Annotated in this window: 14 protein-coding genes; 2 read left to right on the top strand and 12 right to left on the bottom strand. The window is 38.2% G+C overall.

Annotated features, from left to right (window positions below):
• Window positions 1-34 precede the first annotated feature (34 nt).
• Window positions 35-616 (top strand): tRNA-(ms[2]io[6]A)-hydroxylase, encoded by a 582-nt coding sequence (locus KO521_RS00750; RefSeq protein ID WP_215938018.1) that lies wholly within the window; start codon window positions 35-37, stop codon window positions 614-616.
• 58 nt (window positions 617-674) lie between these two features.
• On the opposite strand, the gene ppk1 is transcribed toward KO521_RS00750, so the two are convergent.
• The 9 genes from ppk1 to rpsA all read right to left on the bottom strand — a co-directional run bounded on the left by ppk1 (window position 675) and on the right by rpsA (window position 9,246).
• On the bottom strand, window positions 675-2,777 hold the full coding sequence (gene ppk1, locus KO521_RS00745) for a polyphosphate kinase 1 (RefSeq protein ID WP_215938017.1): 2,103 nt from the start codon (window positions 2,775-2,777) through the stop codon (window positions 675-677).
• Window positions 2,778-3,263 (bottom strand): SixA phosphatase family protein, encoded by a 486-nt coding sequence (locus KO521_RS00740; protein WP_215938016.1) that lies wholly within the window; start codon window positions 3,261-3,263, stop codon window positions 2,778-2,780.
• A gap of 52 nt (window positions 3,264-3,315) precedes the next feature.
• Window positions 3,316-3,963 (bottom strand): pyridoxamine 5'-phosphate oxidase, encoded by a 648-nt coding sequence (gene pdxH / locus KO521_RS00735; protein WP_215938015.1) that lies wholly within the window; start codon window positions 3,961-3,963, stop codon window positions 3,316-3,318.
• 71 nt (window positions 3,964-4,034) lie between these two features.
• On the bottom strand, window positions 4,035-4,940 hold the full coding sequence (locus tag KO521_RS00730) for a ribonuclease Z (protein ID WP_215938014.1): 906 nt from the start codon (window positions 4,938-4,940) through the stop codon (window positions 4,035-4,037).
• 4 nt (window positions 4,941-4,944) lie between these two features.
• A complete protein-coding gene (locus KO521_RS00725) occupies window positions 4,945-5,418 on the bottom strand; it encodes a DUF3291 domain-containing protein (RefSeq protein ID WP_215938013.1) in 474 nt (157 codons plus the stop codon).
• Entirely contained in the window at window positions 5,415-5,747 is a 333-nt protein-coding gene (locus KO521_RS00720; protein ID WP_215938012.1) for a ribonuclease Z, read from the bottom strand. The genes KO521_RS00725 and KO521_RS00720 overlap by 4 nt, the downstream gene beginning before the upstream one ends.
• A gap of 7 nt (window positions 5,748-5,754) precedes the next feature.
• Window positions 5,755-6,681 carry an aspartate carbamoyltransferase catalytic subunit gene (locus KO521_RS00715; RefSeq protein WP_215938011.1) on the bottom strand — a complete coding sequence of 309 codons (927 nt, stop codon included), beginning with the start codon at window positions 6,679-6,681 and terminating at the stop codon, window positions 5,755-5,757.
• 2 nt (window positions 6,682-6,683) lie between these two features.
• Window positions 6,684-7,223 (bottom strand): bifunctional pyr operon transcriptional regulator/uracil phosphoribosyltransferase PyrR, encoded by a 540-nt coding sequence (gene pyrR / locus KO521_RS00710; protein ID WP_215938010.1) that lies wholly within the window; start codon window positions 7,221-7,223, stop codon window positions 6,684-6,686.
• Between the two features lie 190 nt (window positions 7,224-7,413).
• The gene (gene rpsA, locus KO521_RS00705) at window positions 7,414-9,246 is read right to left on the bottom strand and encodes a 30S ribosomal protein S1 (RefSeq protein ID WP_215938009.1); all 1,833 of its coding nucleotides are present in this window, start codon (window positions 9,244-9,246) and stop codon (window positions 7,414-7,416) included.
• 263 nt (window positions 9,247-9,509) lie between these two features.
• On the opposite strand from rpsA, the gene KO521_RS00700 reads away from it, so the two are divergent.
• Window positions 9,510-9,890: a LysM peptidoglycan-binding domain-containing protein gene (locus tag KO521_RS00700; RefSeq protein ID WP_215938008.1), complete on the top strand. Its 381-nt coding sequence runs from the start codon at window positions 9,510-9,512 to the stop codon at window positions 9,888-9,890.
• Window positions 9,891-9,943: 53 nt separating this feature from the next.
• On the opposite strand, the gene cmk is transcribed toward KO521_RS00700, so the two are convergent.
• From cmk to KO521_RS00685, 3 genes are all read right to left on the bottom strand, one after another.
• The gene (cmk, locus tag KO521_RS00695; protein WP_215938007.1) at window positions 9,944-10,636 is read right to left on the bottom strand and encodes a (d)CMP kinase; all 693 of its coding nucleotides are present in this window, start codon (window positions 10,634-10,636) and stop codon (window positions 9,944-9,946) included.
• A complete protein-coding gene (lon, locus tag KO521_RS00690) occupies window positions 10,636-13,086 on the bottom strand; it encodes an endopeptidase La (RefSeq protein ID WP_215938557.1) in 2,451 nt (816 codons plus the stop codon). The genes cmk and lon overlap by 1 nt, the downstream gene beginning before the upstream one ends.
• Before the next feature lie 299 nt (window positions 13,087-13,385).
• Window positions 13,386-17,558, bottom strand: a complete 4,173-nt coding sequence (locus KO521_RS00685; protein ID WP_215938006.1) for a galactose-binding domain-containing protein — start codon at window positions 17,556-17,558, stop codon at window positions 13,386-13,388.
• Window positions 17,559-17,571: the final 13 nt, after the last annotated feature.

Here is a 17,571-nt window from a genome sequence, read left to right as displayed (position 1 = left end):
AAAGATTCTTGCTAATTTTACGAAAAATTGAATTATGCTAGGTTTAAAGCTACCAACTGACCCAAGATGGGTAAATATTGTTGAGAAAAATATAGATGAAATTTTGACCGATCATGCGTATTGCGAGCAAAAAGCAGCAAGCACGGCTATATCCTTGATCATAAGTTTTCCGGAATATACTGAGTTGGTGGAAGAAATGATTGCACTTTCGCGAGAGGAAATGGCCCATTTTAAAATGGTGCATGACCGGATTACAGCAAGAGGTCAGAGTTTGGGACGTGACAGAAAAGACGAATATGTTCTTCAATTAATAAAGTTCTTTCCCAAAGGCGGAAGCCGTACTACCCAGTTGGTGCATCGTCTTTTATATGCTGCATTAATCGAAGCTCGGAGCTGCGAACGCTTTAGATTGCTTTCCGAAGAATTGGAAGATAAAGAACTTGCCGATTTCTACCATAAACTTATGGTAAGCGAAGCAGGACATTATACCATGTTCTTAAAATTTGCAAGACAATATGGAGACCGCGAGGAAGTAGACAGAAAATGGCAGTCACTCTTAGATTTTGAGGCAGAAATAATGAAAGACCTAAGTAATAAAGAAAGTATTCATGGATAAAAAATCAAGCTTTAGGTAAAATCAAATAATACCTAAAACTTGAAACGTAAACTACTCTTTACTCCGTAGTAGGAATATTAGAACCCAATTTATCTAGATAATAATCATACGTAGCAAATTGTGAACGTAACTTAGGCTTATCATTTACACGATAAGCGTTATCCTGTGCCTCATTGAAAACCCGGGCTTTCACATTATCGTTCCATGAAATCTCATACGTATCGATCAATTCTTTTTTGACATCTTCGTCATAAATAGGGCAACCCACCTCAACTCTGTTCTCGAGATTACGGGTCATAAAATCCGCTGAAGAAATAAACACTCTAGTATCACCATCATTACAAAATATAAACATACGCGGATGCTCCAAAAACTTATCTACTATACTGATTGCTTCAATATTTTCGCTCATTCCTTCAATTCCAGGAATCAAGCAACAAATACCACGAACAATTAGTTGAATCTTTACCCCAGCGTTACTGGCTTCGTACAATTTATCAATCATCTTGTACGAAGTAAAACTGTTCATTTTTATCTTTATGAAAGCTTGTTTACCCGCCTCGGCATTTATAATTTCTTTATCTATAAGTTTTGTAAAGAAGGATTTTGTATAATGAGGAGATACTATTAAATGCTTGTACTTATTAATTTTATAGGTAGTTTCAAAAAAATCAAAAACCTTGTTTAACTCCTTTAATATAGGCTCATTAGCAGTGAACAAGGTATAATCCGTATATATTCTTGCAGTTGATTCATTGAAGTTACCAGTACTTATAAAACCATAACGCTTTAAAATTCCATTTTCTTCGCGCTCTATCATACAAATCTTACTGTGCACTTTTAGACCGGGAACGCCAAAAATAAGTTTTACCCCTTCTGCTTGCAGTTCTTCGGCATATCTAATATTAGCCTGTTCATCAAAACGGGCACGTAGCTCAATTTGCAATGTCACCTGTTTCCCATTTTTTACAGCGTTTGAAAGACATGCGGCAACCTGAGAATCATTAGCTAGGCGATAAACCGTTATTTTAATTGCTTTTACCTTAGGGTCAAGAGCAGCTTCCCTTAAAAACTTCAACACATAAGAAAACGTGTGATAAGGGGTATACTGCAAATAATCTTTTTCAGCAATTTGCTCTAACAAACTCCCCTCAAGACTAAGGCCTTTTACCGGTAGCGGAGCAATTTTATCATACATAAGATCCTCTCTCCCTAAACTAGGAAAGCCCATGTAATCCCTTTTATTATGGTATCTACCACCGGGTATGACACTATCTGCGTCTTCAATACCCATTTTTTCTTTCAGAAAGTCTAACGTATCCGTTTCTATGTTTTTATCATATACAAAACGTACCGGATCACTAATTTTTCTGTGCTCAACACTAGAATAAATTTTCTCTATAAAACTCTTACTCAAATCATTATCTATATCCAGCTCAGCATCCCTGGTAATCTTGATCATATGAGAAGATATGCTCTTATAATCGAACATTGGGAAAACGCTATCCATACAATAGCGAATTATATCATCTAAAATAATAACATAGTTTTTATCTCCCTCTTTTGGTAAAACCACAAACCTGTCAATACCCTTAGGAATCTCAATAAGCGCGTAACGCTTTTCTTTCTTCTCAAATGTACTCTTGGTGCGATCATCACTCTGTAAAACCATTTTTACCGCTAGATAAGCTGCGGTATCCTTTAGCATTGGAAACTCTGCCAAATCATTTAAGATAATGGTCATGAGCTGTGGACTTACTTTTTGTACAAAATATTTTTTAACGAATTTTCCTTGAGCTTCAGAAAGTTCTGTTTCATTCAGAAGGTATACGTCTTGCTCCTCAAGTTCGTTTTCAATTTTCTTAAGAATCTCAACACTTTTACGTTGCTGCTCTATAACAAACTTGGTAATTTCAACCAGTAAATCTTTTGCCTTTTCTCCTCCCAAAACACTTTTACCAGATTTCCCGGCTTCAAAAATACGTTTCACCGTGGCATAACGCACCTTAAAGAACTCATCAAGATTATTTGAAAAAATACCTAAAAAACGAAGACGTTCAATTAACGGTACATTTTCATCCTCGCATTCTTGAAGCACTCTTTCGTTAAAACGTAGCCAACTAATTTCTCTATTTATGTATTTTGGTCTTGTCTTTATCATTTATCTTAAGTCTTTCGGGAAAATTGTTTGTTCTGTGATTCCTTTTTTTACCAAACTCCAGTTATCAACATTGAATTTTAAATGCACGAGCCCACTGGTAGAAACGTTGTCAATATAGGTATTTCCCAAAGAATTGGCAACATGTGTAAAAGCATGGTTATGCCCAAAAATCATCACCGAATCCAAGGAGTCATCAAGATTTGATATGAACTCAAACACTGATTCTCCCGAAAAATCATACAGCTCATCTTTAATCTCTACGGATGATAGTGGGATGTTTAATTGTCTGGAAAAAATCATACAAGTATGCAACGCCCTATTTGCAGGACTTGAGAAAACAGCAGCTATGTTTTGAGCTTGCGAATTGAATTCTGACGAGACCAAAAGCGCATCATTAACACCTCTTTCTTGTAGTGGACGATCTCTATCACTCACAGAATAATCCCAAGAAGATTTTCCGTGTCTGACCATTATCAATGTTTTCATTTAACCAAAATTTAAAGTTTTAAAAATATTTTGAGTGGCCGAAGTAATAGGGTTAAGGTGCTAAACGCTCCATTTTCCAATCCAATTCATCTATTAAGGAATACCGGATGCGATCATGTAAACGATTTGGTCTACCTTGCCAAAACTCAATTGATATTGGTTTAACGATATACCCACCCCAATGCTCAGGTCTTGTTATCTCTTTATCTTGGTACTCAACCTCAAGGTTTTTTAACTTGTCTTCCAACTCTTCCCTTGATTCGATAACCGAGCTTTGTTCAGAAACTATAGCCCCAAGCTTACTGCCATCCGGGCGTGATTCAAAATAGCCATCCGATAAATTTTCGGGTATTCTTTCCGCTTTGCCCTTTATTATGATTTGCCTCTCCATATTCGGCCAAAAAAAGGAAACACATACATTGGGATTAGCTGCAATAGCCCGCCCTTTTTCACTATTGTAGTTGGTATAAAAAATAAAACCTTCGTGCGTAAACTTTTTTAAAAGCACTACCCTACTTTTAGGAAAGCCATCCAGACCAACAGTAGACACTGTCATGGCATTGGGCTCGTCTACCCCATCTGAAGCTTCTGTTTCATAAAACCACTTCTGAAACAACTCCATTGGATTATCTGAAATAGAATCTTCCATCAAGGCACTTTTTTCATATGATTTACGGTAATCTCCTAAATCTTTTTGCATAGCTTTTTTTTGATACGGTCTCTCCTATCAAAGTTCAGCAAAAGATTGCTAATGAAAAAGTAAGAAGCTGACTAAAACTCAAAAAACTTACCATCATCGGCAAGAACTACATTAGGAAATATTTCCAATGCTTCTTCCTTAAAAAGTTCAATTGATTTATAACGGGTAGAATAATGACCTAATATAAGCTTACCAACCTCAGCTGCTTTGGCAATAGCAGCAGCCTCCTTAGCTGTAGAGTGTTTAGTCTTGACGGCCAAATGTGCCTCGGTTTCCAGAAATGTAGCTTCGTGATATAACGCAGTAGCATCTTTAATTTGACCTACAATATCCGGTTTGTAACCTGTATCACTGCAATAGGCGTAACTTTTGGGTTGAGGCGGGTCAGAACTTAGTTTTGCGTTAGAAATAATGGTACCATCATCCATAATAACATCCTTTCCATTTTTTATATTCTGATAGTAAGCTCTATCAACCTTATATTTTTCTACAGCTTCTACATTAAGCTTTCGCTCGCCCGGCTTCTCTTTAAACAGGAAACCGTTAGTGTATACCCTGTGATTTAACCGAATAGTTTCCACGACCATCTTATCGTCCTCAAATATTATTTCAGGCTCCCTATTGGTCAGTTCATGAAAGTGCAAAGGATAATTCGTCCACGAGTCGCCAAGCTTCAATAAAAGTGTAATTGCTTCCTTAATGCCTTTAGGACCGTAGACATAAAGTTCTTTTTCCCTTCCCAATAATCTGAATGTAGAGATAAGACCTGGTAATCCAAAAAAGTGGTCCCCATGAAGATGTGAAATAAAAATATGGTTAATGCGAGAAAACTTAATCTTGTGCTTACGCAATTGCACTTGTGTTCCTTCGCCACAATCAATTAAAAACATATGGTTCTTAATCTCCAACACCTGAGAAGTTGGGTTGGTCATTGTTCGCGGTGTTGCTGCGTAGCAACCTAGAATCTGAAGTTTCATTTCTCTAATTCTTGGGCGTATATATTAAAGCATCCTCTGCTGTAAATTGCCCTTTAAAACTAAATGCATAAGGAGATTCTCCATAATCATTTAGGTATCTAAGACGCTCTTTTGCTTCTTCAGGTGTAGGTTCATGTCCTTCTTTTGTATACCACAGACACATATGCATGTCAGACATTTTATGAAACCATTCTTTCTTTCTTTTCATTACCCCTGCATGCTGGGAAGCATATGTAAAATTAAACAATGCTTCTTTAGATTCCCAAACCGACATGTTTATTATTAAGAAATCATCTTCAAAAACACGTAGTGCTGTTGCATTGTTCTCATCCCCTTGTAATCTCCAAATAAACCCTGTACTTTTATCTGCAATGGCATTTATACGATCTAAATCTTTAACAAAATCAGCCATTACCGGACTGTCTATAGGGGCTAACATTTTAGCAATGTTAACTTGAGATAGGTGATAGTTACTCATAAATCTAAATCTCGTTCAATTTCTTCCATTTCAATTACATCCTGTGCTTCTTGAATTGTAGGCACAACTATTATAGCATCCGGCACCTCATCATAAGATACTTTATTGGTTACCAAAACAAACGATTTCTTTGCTTTTTTATGCAAATCCGATAGTTGCAAAAACTCAAGAACATCATCTGCCTTTAATTTTGAAAAGGAAAAGAGGTTTATGACAATATTGTCATTCTTTATTTTAGGGTAAGCGTCATTTAAGTTTTTCAAGAAAATAGAAAGCGTTGTATTTTCTTGAGAAACGATAGTTGTAGAACCGTCTGAATCGAAAATCATACTTTTATTATTTTATTTTTGAAGCTAATAAATAAATTACTGCCATACGAATGGCAACACCATTTTCTACTTGATTTAATATGATGGACTGTTTTGAATCTGCCACATCACTGGTAATTTCCACACCTCTGTTTATTGGTCCAGGGTGCATAATTACTATCTCTTTATCTAAACTATTCAATAATTTCTTGTTGACCCCAAACTGTTGGGTATACTCACGTGTAGTAGGGAAATAGCTAATATCCAGTCTCTCGTTCTGAATACGCAACATATTCGCCACATCACACCAATTTAGTGCTTTTCTTAAATCTGTCTCTACGGTTACCCCTAAGGATTCAATATGTTTTGGCATCAACGTTTTTGGGCCACAGACTTTTACATTTGCTCCTTGCAATTTTAATGCGAAAATATTGGACAGCGCTACACGAGAGTGAAGAATATCACCCACGATTACCACATTTTTACCTGCTACATCACCTAACTTTTCCCTAATTGAGTAAGAATCCAATAACGCCTGTGTAGGATGCTCATGCGCACCATCTCCCGCATTTACAATAGATGCATTAACATGTTTGGATAAAAATATTCCCGCCCCAGGATTAGGATGGCGCATAACCACCATATCCACTTTCATAGATAAGATATTGTTTACCGTATCAATTAATGTCTCACCCTTCTTTACGGATGATTGCCCCGCTGAAAAATTTATAACATCTGCCGATAGCCTCTTCTCCGCCAGCTCAAAGGAAAGTTTTGTTCGCGTACTGTTTTCAAAGAAAATATTAGCAATTGTTATATCGCGTAGAGAAGGAACCTTTTTAATGGAGCGATTGATAACTTCCTTAAAATGATCAGCGGTCTCAAAAATGAGCTGAATATCATTCTCATTTAAGTATTTGATTCCTAATAAGTGTTCTACACTCAGTTCCGCCATTGTTATTTATTTATCAAATATATCACGTCCTCACCGTCATTTTCCTTCCAAAGAACCTTCACCTTTTCATCGTTTATAGCATCAACTTGTCTCCCACGGTAATTGGGTTGTATAGGCAAATGTCTACTAAAACGTCTATCTATTAATGCAAGCAACTCTATTTCAGAAGGTCTACCAAAAGATTGTATTGCCGTTAAGGCAGACCGGATACTGCGGCCCGTATAGAGTACATCATCTATTAGAACTACTTTCTTGTCCTCAATTAAAAAATCTATTTTGGTTTTGGTAGCTTCCAAGGTTTTATCTCCTCTTCTGAAGTCATCTCTATAAAAGGTGATGTCTAGAAATCCTAGTTTAATTTCCTTTACGCCATATTCCTCTTTCAAGATTTTTGTTAATCTATCAGCAACAAAAGTGCCTCTTGGCTGAATGCCTATAAGTACGGTATTTTTAAAATCTAGATGATTCTCGAGGAGTTGACATGCCAAACGATGGAGTATGATGTTTATTTCCTTTTCAGAAAGAAGTACCTTTTGGCTCATACTGCAATAATGGTTTAGCTTCACAAAAGTAGGGAATTCTACTTAGAAAAAAAGCGCCATTCTAAATGTATTCCGTTTTCATGGAAAGTACCTACCTAATCTGTATAAACCCATTATGTACGATAGGTTTGAACAAAAAAATCCCCATAACCAATGGCTATGGGGATTTTTATATGAATAGATATTAGGTTTACTTCTTACCTTCCATCTTATCTTTCAAAGCTTGAAGTGCTTCGTTAGCATCACCTAATGTAGGTTTAGCCTCGTCTGCAGATGCAGCAGCTTTCTTCTGTTGTGCTTTTACGTTACGTTGCTCTTCCTCACGGAAAATAGCAGTGTGACTTGCAACAACACGCTTGAAATCTTTATTGAATTCAATGATCTTAAATTCAGCTTCGTCTCCTTTGCCTAATTTCTTACCATCTTCTTTCTCTAAATGACGTTGCGGAACAAATGCAGTAATATCTTCATTAAAGTCTATGGTAGCACCTTTATCAACGATATCGGTAATAGCCGCTTTATGGATAGTATCTACAGCAAATTCAGCTTCGTATTTATCCCAAGGGTTCTCAGTAGTTTGTTTGTGACCTAAGCTAAGCTTACGACCTTCAACATCCAATTCTAACACTTCAACTTCCATTTTATCTCCTACGGAAACAAACTCAGATGGGTGCTTGATTTTCTTAGTCCAAGAAAGGTCAGAGATATAGATAAGACCGTCAATACCTTCTTCCATCTCAACAAAGACACCAAAGTTGGTAAAGTTTCTAACGATACCTGAATGTTTAGAACCAACAGGGTATTTAGTAGTAATATCTGTCCATGGGTCTGGAGTCAATTGCTTGATACCAAGAGACATTTTACGATCTTCACGATCCAATGTCAACACAACAGCTTCTACTTCATCACCAACTTTTACGAAATCCTGAGCTGAACGCAAGTGCGTAGACCAAGACATTTCAGAAACGTGGATCAAACCTTCAACACCTTCAACAACTTCGATAAATGCACCGTAATCTGCGATTACAACTACTTTACCTTTTACTTTGTCTCCAATTTTGATTTCGTCGCTCAAGGCATCCCAAGGATGTTTCTCCAATTGCTTCATACCCAACTGTATTCTAGATTTGTTCTCATCAAAGTCAAGTATAACAACGTTGATTTTCTGATCCAATTCTACAACCTCGTTCGGGTGGTTGATACGGCTCCAAGAAAGATCGGTAATGTGTACCAAACCATCTACACCACCAAGATCAACAAACACACCGTAAGAAGTAATGTTTTTCACAACACCTTCTAACACTTGTCCTTTCTCTAATTGGCTGATGATTTCTTTTTTCTGTTCTTCGATATCCGCTTCGATCAACGCTTTGTGAGATACTACAACGTTTTTGAACTCATGGTTTATTTTAACCACTTTGAATTCCATTGTTTTACCAACATACTGATCGTAATCACGAATAGGCTTCACATCAATTTGAGAACCTGGCAAGAAAGCTTCGATGCCAAAAACATCTACGATCATACCACCTTTAGTTCTACACTTAACGAAACCACTAACAATTTCTTCTTTATCGTGGGCAGCATTAACACGGTCCCAAGCCATAATAGTTCTAGCCTTTCTGTGAGAAAGAACCAATTGACCACTTTTATCTTCACGGATGTCAATAAGAACTTCAACCTTATCACCTACTTTTAAGTTAGGATTATAACGGAATTCGTTCAATGAAATAACACCTTCAGACTTAGCATTGATATCTATGATCGCTTCACGGTCTGTTAAATAGACCACTTTACCTTCTACTACCTCTTCATCAGCAGTATCTACAAAGTTTTCAGCTACTAATTTTTCGAATTCCTCTAATTTAGAGTCCTCTACTTTTTCAATACCTTCTTCATACTTCTCCCAATTAAAGTTTTCCAAAAATTCTTTTGGGTCTTGCTTAGGAGCTTGTTCTTTTACTTCTTGTTTAACCTCGGCAGCAGTTTCCTCTACCTGAGCTGTTGTTTTTTCTTCAGCCATTGCTGATCTTAATTTGTATTCTACGATGGCACAAGAGTTAAACAATGACCGCAGAAGTTGTTATATGTCAATTTTTTATCTTTCCTTTTCGCTCTTGATGAATTTGTAAAAAAGGAGTGCAAAAATACATCTTTTTTATTAGTTTACCAACCTTCTCCTTACAGCATATGCCTGTGTACCTTTTTTTATGTTATTTTATACGTAAAATGGTGGTTTTATCGTTATCTTAGGACAAGAATATTAACCATTAAAAAGTATTAAGTATGAGCGTTAAAGCAAAATATCAAGAAGTTTTGAATCTTGGTGAACAATTGGGTATAAAAAACGGAGATGTTTCCGAAGATAACGGTGTGCTGAAAATTAAAGGTGAAGCCGGAACCCCATATGAAAAAAACTTGCTTTGGGACAAGATCAAGCAATTGGGTGGCGAAAGTCCCTCAGACATTAAAGCGAATATCACGGTAGAAGATTCTTCAGTATACGCAAGACATACAGTTAAAAGCGGCGAATCTTTAAGTAAAATAGCGAAACAATACTACGGAGATCCAATGAAGTATAAGCAGATTTTTTCTGCTAACACAGGTGTATTGACTAACCCAGATGTTATACACCCTGATCAAGTTCTTGTTATCCCTAATATCTAAGAAGAACCGAAAACAAATAAAAAACGTGCCAGATTAATTTCTGGCACGTTTTTTTATACTTTCTCAATACAGCGATCGGCTATACTAAGTAGCCGTTCAAATTGCTCCTTCAGCCCCATATCACTATTATCGAACTCTATGGCATTATCCGCTTTACGCAATGGAGAAAATTCGCGGTGGGAATCTATAAAATCTCGCTTCTGCACATTTTCCAGCACATCCTCATAAGAGACTTCCTCCCCCCTATCCAACAACTCTTTATATCTGCGCGTAGCCCTTGCTTGTGGAGATGCAGTCATAAAAATCTTAAGCTCGGCATCGGGAAAAACTACGGTACCAATATCCCTGCCGTCCATAACAATGCCCTTTTCCTTGCCCATAGTCTTTTGCATCTCTACCAACATGTAACGTACCTGTTCCAACTCGGCTATTCTGCTTACGTATTTGGAAACTTGCATAGTGCGTATTTGTTTTTCAACGTTTTCATCGTTCAAGTACATTTCTGCAAAACCCAGTTTGGGATTGGGAACGAATTTTAATTTTATTCTGGGCAACAGTTTTACCAAATCTTCCAAACGCTCTTCTCCGCTGCCAATAAAATTATTGCGCATAGCAAATAACGTTATTGCCCGGTACATGGCACCTGTATCTACGTAAACATAGTTTAGTTCTTTGGCTAGTTGCTTGGCCAAGGTACTTTTTCCTGTAGAAGAAAATCCATCTATGGCAATCGTAATCTTAGACATTAGAGTTTTTTAGCGTTCTTAACTTTTTGGGATGTTAGGGCAATATCTATAACTTCATGCATGTCTGTAACATAATGAAATTTAAGACCCTTAAGATACTCTTTTTTTATCTCTAAAATATCTCTTTCATTATCTTTACAAAGAATCAATTCTTTTATTCTAGCCCTTTTAGCCGCAAGTATTTTCTCTTTGATTCCTCCTACAGGTAGTACCTTACCTCTTAAAGTTATCTCGCCGGTCATAGCCAAACTCTTCTTCACTTTCCTTTGCGTAAACAAGGAAACTAAGGAAGTCAACATAGTTATACCTGCACTTGGACCATCTTTTGGAGTAGCACCTTCCGGTACGTGAATATGAACATTATATTTATCGAATACTTCTGCGTTTATACCAAAACGCTCCGCATTGGACTTTATGTATTCCATAGCAATGGTAGCCGATTCTTTCATTACCTTACCCAAGTTTCCGGTGATATTTAAACTACCTTTTCCTTTAGATAAGATCGACTCAATAAAAAGAATATCCCCTCCCACACTTGTCCATGCAAGACCGGTAACAACTCCGGCTACATCATTGTTCTCATATTTATCCCGCTCCAATCTGGCAGGTCCAAGAACTTTTACGACCACATCATTGGTTACCTTAACCTCATATTCTTCTTCCGTTGCGATATTTTTGGCCGCATAACGTACCATTTTAGCTATCTGCTTCTCCAAAGAACGAACTCCGGATTCACGTGTATACCCTTCTACGATTTTCTCTAACTGAGGCTTCCCTATAGTTAAATCTTTGCTAGTAAGACCATGTTCTTTTAACTGCTTTGGTAGCAAGTGTCTTTTAGCAATCTCAACTTTTTCCTCTATAGTATACCCGGTAACATTAATAATCTCCATACGGTCACGAAGCGCTGGCTGAATTGTACTTAGATTATTGGCTGTTGCGATAAACATAACCTTGGAAAGGTCATATCCCATCTCTAAAAAGTTGTCATAAAATTCACTGTTCTGTTCTGGGTCAAGAACCTCCAACATGGCAGAAGAGGGATCACCTTGATGGCTACTTGATAATTTATCTATTTCATCCAAGATAAAAACAGGGTTAGAAGTCCCCGCCTTTTTCAAACTCTGAACAATTCTACCCGGCATAGCGCCTATGTACGTTTTTCGGTGTCCGCGTATTTCAGCTTCATCTCTTAAACCACCTAAAGATATCCTTACATATTCGCGCCCAAGCGCTTCAGCTACGGATTTACCCAATGATGTCTTACCTACCCCTGGAGGTCCATAAAGACATAGAATAGGTGATTTCATATCGTTTCTAAGCTTAAGTACCGCTAAATATTCAATAATGCGGCGCTTTACATCTTCAAGACCATAGTGATCACGATCTAGAATTTTCTGGGCTCTTTTTAAATCGAATTTATCTTTAGAAAACTCGTTCCAAGGCAAATCCAGAAAAAGGTCTAAATAATTTCTTTGGATAGAATACTCCGCCACTTGCGGATTCATCCTCTGCATTTTGGCCAATTCTTTATCAAAATGCTCCTTGACCTTATCGTCCCATTTTTTCTTTTTAGCCCTCTTTCGCATTTCAAAAATCTCGTCATCATGAGAAACACCGCCCAATTCTTCCTGAATGGTTTTCATTTGCTGATGCAAGAAATACTCGCGCTGCTGTTGGTCCATATCATTACGAACCTTGGACTGTATATCATTCTTCAACTCCAATTTCTGAAGTTCAAGATTCATATGTTTTAAAGTAGCCAACGCACGTTCTTGAAGATTATTAATCTCCAATAGTTCCTGCTTTTCCTTTACACCAAGATTAAGATTAGACGAAACAAAGTTGATCAAGAACGAATTGCTCTGAATGTTCTTAATTGCAAAAGAAGCTTCACTTGGTATATTTGGATTATCCCTAATAATTTTAAGTGCCAAATCTTTAATAGACTCAATAATAGCTAAAAACTCCGGCTCAGTTGGATTGGGCCTCTCTTCATTGGTATCCCTAACCGTTGCAGTCATATAGGGTTCCTCCGTAAGCATTTCCGCTACTTCAAAACGTTTTTTACCCTGAAGAATAACAGTAGTATTACCATCTGGCATTTTTAGTACTCTTAAAATACGGGCTACCGTTCCCAAGACATTTATGTCGTTTACCGTTGGATTTTCCGTATCCTTATCCTTTTGGGATACAACACCAATAACCTTAGACCCATTATTCGCATCTTTTATTAAATTGATGGACGAATCCCTGCCCGCTGTAATAGGAATTACTACCCCAGGAAATAACACAGTGTTACGTAAAGGCAATATTGGAAGTGTTTCAGGCAAAGCCTCATTATTCATTGCTTCCTCATCCTCTGCAGTCAAAAGGGGTATCAGCTCTGCATCCTCATCAATGGCCTGTAGCGACATATTGTCAAAATTCGTGAATTTAGGATCTCCCATAGTATCATTTGCGGTCATTCTGTCATTTTAATGACAGAACGCTTAGTTATCAATTAACATCATATTCCTTAAAAGCGCTGTTATCATTACTAAAAGCAAGTATAACGCCTTTTCTATCGATGCTTAATTGGCAATTCTTATGCCATACAACAATCCTAACTATAAAAACTTGTTCAATCCTTAAAGCCATAGAGGCTTTAATATGATAATGATTTTCATCAAAACCAGAAATAATAAATCTTATAAAACTAACGGAGCCCCTTTTTAGGAGCTCCGTTGTTTTAAAATCTATGTTCAAATTATTTTTTTAAAAACGGTTTGGTGTGTATTTCACCATTTATCAACGTTACATTCAATTGATATACTCCTTTAACAAACTTTGAAACATCTATAATTTGTACATTATTGCTATAACCATTTTGGGTGTTTTCTGCATTTAAAACTTGCCTACCCTCCATATCAAAAATAATAACTGAGGAAATCATTTCTTTGGAAACCCCCATAATTCTAATTTCAGTAGACACCGGGTTTGGAGCCAATAGAATGACATTAAGTGTTGATACTGAATCAGCGTTTTCAATAGAGGCTCTAAGAGTAGTTGCTTCATTTATCACAGAACACCCCATTATCTCCACTTCCGCCATATGTAATATACCGTTCCCGGATAACTCTATCCTAACATATCGACCCTCGCTATTCAAAGGTATGACCTCCTGTGCTCCGGCGGCACCTCCGAAATAATATTCGGTTACCTCGCCATTGTCCCGAAGTTCCTCTAGACTCGACCCATCAGGGAAGGGAGATTGTGAAACGAATACATAGAAGTTCTGGAGCCGAGATTGGTTGGAATCGCTCCGATTGTATATCACAAGGTTTTCAAGTAGATAATCGGACCCAAGGTCAAGCTCCCACCATGGGTAGTCCTCCCTTTCGGTGTGCTGAAGGTCCGCTTTGTTGTAGGACGCCGTAGTTCCTTCCTGGTTCCCGTCAATGGCAAAGAAGGCCGAACCATCCCCGTAAGTGCTCGACTGAAGGGCCGTACCTAATGTTGCCACATTCGTCAATTCACAGGAAAAACCAACTTCTATTTCCATGCTATCAGTCTGAACACATCCCCCACCGTTGTCATATGTATAGGTGACCGAATACGTTCCAGGACCTACCCCCGGATCGAATGTGCCGTCACTACTAGCTCCGGACCATGTCCCACCCACTGGGTTAGCAACCAAGGTCCGAACCGAATCTGTATAATCAATCGGACCCAAATCTGATATCAGGACCTGATCGATACCATCACATGGTAGACCTCCAAGGTAACACCCCATTATCTCCACTTCCGCCATATGTAATATACCGTTCCCGGATAGCTCTATCCTAACATATCGACCCTCGCTATTCAAAGGTATGACCTCCTGTGCTCCGGCGGCACCTCCGAAATAATATTCGGTTACCTCGCCATTGTCCCGAAGTTCCTCTAGGCTCGACCCATCAGGGAAGGGAGATTGTGAAACGAATACATAGAAGTTCTGGAGCCGAGATTGGTTGGAATCGCTCCGATTGTATATCACAAGGTTTTCAAGTAGATAATCGGACCCAAGGTCAAGCTCCCACCATGGGTAGTCCTCCCTTTCGGTGTGCTGAAGGTCCGCTTTGTTGTAGGACGCCGTAGTTCCTTCCTGGTTCCCGTCAATGGCAAAGAAGGCCGAACCATCCCCGTAAGTGCTCGACTGAAGGGCCGTACCTAATGCTGCCACATTCGTCAATTCACAGTTGGAGTCCAAAGCATTTACAGTCAATTCTATGGTTTCAGTCTGAACACAACCCTCGCCGTTGTCATATGTATAGGTGACCGAATATGTTCCAGGACCTACACCTGGATCGAATGTACCGTCACTACTAGCTCCGGACCATGTCCCACCCACTGGGTTAGCAACCAAGGTCTGAACCGAATTTGATGTTAAGAACGGGCCTGAAGCATTAATTGCAATCGGAGCAACACCATCACAAGATGCTTTGACTAAAATATTTTTTACGTCTGAGCTAATACAACCTTCCTCATCTTGAAAGTTATACCTTACCGTGTAAGTACCAGGTCCATTCCTTGGATTAAAAATACCATCTACAGTTACTGCCCCTGACCATGTTCCTCCTTCTGGTATAGCCTGTAATGCCTGTTCTTCCTGATAATCACGAAAAGGACCAGCAGGACTTATCTCAGCAGGTAATACATCAACACAATCACTGCTGCCAATAAAACACCCTATAGCTTCAACCTCGGCCATATGTAATATTCCATTCCCCTCAACCTGAATTCGAATGAATCGCCCATTAGTCTTTAAAGGTATTGTCTCAAGTTCAGAAGCAGACCCTTCAAAAAAATATTGAAATATATTTGTATTAGCTTTTAAACCTTCAATTGTAGATACTGAAGGAAATGGAACATCAGAAATAAAAACATAAAAATTCTTTAATCGCGAATGAAATCCATTACTTCTATTATAAATCTTTAAACTATCTATAATATAATCTGATCCCAAGTCTAATTCCCACCATGGGTTATCTTCCCTGATTGTATGTTGAAGATCTGCACCAGCATAAGATGCTGAGCTACCTTGAATATTACCGTCAATAGCATATGATGCCAATCCACCCCCATATGTATTTGATTGAATTGCAGTTCCACCAAGAGCCACATTAGATAACGTACATTCACCGTCAATTATAATATTGCTCCTTACGGAATAACCGCCATCCTCTGTCGTAACTGTTATAATTGCCGTGCCCGATGAAATAGCAGTCACAAGTCCATGTTCATCAACTGTAGCAATAGATGGGTCATTTGAGGACCATGTTAAATTTTTATTGTCTGCATTAGATGGCGCAACATTTGCAGTTATTAATTGAGTTGAGCCTGATTCCATACTTAAAGATGCCGGCGAAACGATAACTCCTGAAACTAGAATTGTAGGTACTCCAACCAAAACCGATTTAGACACAGAGGGCACACCATTTGCATTTATACCAAATAGCATGTAATATCCAGGTGGTAAAAGATTTCTATCGGGTATGCTTAAATTATAGGCTCCATTCCCTGTAAAACTTAAAGGAATTCTTCTTTGTTCATTATTTGTACTATGGGTAGAAGAAGATAATCTGATAAAACTGAACTCTTGAATATCAGAACTTCCGGTCACCGCCATGATACTATTATAGTCAACTTTAAAGGGTGCATCAATAGTAGGCCTTTCAGCCAACGCCCCATTAGAATCAAAGAGATAAGGTGGGCTATATATTTCCGCATCCAAATGGTTTGAACATGTTACACAAAGTCCTCCTCCAGCTACAAAAACCCTTCCATCTGCCTGTAAAATTGAAACACTATGATAAGTTCTGGGCACTTTCATCCCGGCAACTGTGCGCCATGTATTGGAAATTGGACTATACATTTCCCCATTTAATCTAGCTCCTTCATCTGTAAAAACTCTTGCTGTATTTAATCCACCGGTTACTAAAACTTCACCATTAGGAAGAACCACACTATTTTGCATGGTACGGCTAAATTGAAGATTATTTAATGTGGATGTAACCGTAACATTGTTTTCATCATTAATATCGATAATAAAAGAATTATCTTTAGCCAAATCTCCACTCGCATAAGATGTGGCACCTCCAACTTTAAGAATTTTTCCGATATCGAACATTACTGTATTTCCTTTCATGGAATATGTATCATTACCTCTCTTACCAATGTTGGTAAACGAACCATTTCCTGATACATCTATCCAGTTCATCTCTTCACCGGGACCAGCATGAAATACCTTACCATTTGGTGCTGCCCATAGCCATGAGTGATTATCTGCCCTATAGACCCCTTCTTCTTCAAAAGCTAAATCATTAGAGTTAAACAAAATATCACTTCTTAATCCAGTAAGAATCTTCCAACCTGTTTCCTTTCTCCAAATTTCAGCAATTTTCTCTCCACTCGGTGCCAAGCCCCCACTCCAGGACCCTCCAATAACCATTGCAGAACCATCCGAAAGAGTGACACCTCCATGATATCCTCTGCCAATATTCATATTATCGGTCGCTATCCATGTATCCGAGGTATAATCATACAATGTAGCCTTTGAGTTAGACGAGCCGCCAGTAACTAATATCATACCATTAGGTAAGTTATTTATTCCTGGACAAAACATATCATGATTAGTTGTGGTAAGCTTCTCTCCCATAGGCATTCCGTTCTCCCCTACAAAAGGGTCAAATATTTCTGTATACGTGAAACCATCAGCACCGCCAAAATAATCCTTATACTTTGAGGACCATGCGACTAATTTCCCGTCTGGAAGGTTAGCAACTGCTACAGGAACTATTCCAAAAGGTATGGGTTCGCTCCATCTACCTACTTCATTTAAAGGCTTCTTTACAGTGATTGAAACATTATCCATGAATCCACCGTCATTAGTAGTTGCCATGACTTGGGCGACA

Origin of the sequence: Zobellia uliginosa (genome assembly GCF_018860745.1) — a bacterium.
Lineage (GTDB): Bacteria > Bacteroidota > Bacteroidia > Flavobacteriales > Flavobacteriaceae > Zobellia > Zobellia uliginosa_B.
The sequence above is the reverse complement of the archived record's forward strand: the minus strand, read 5'-3'. Positions and strand labels throughout refer to the sequence as shown.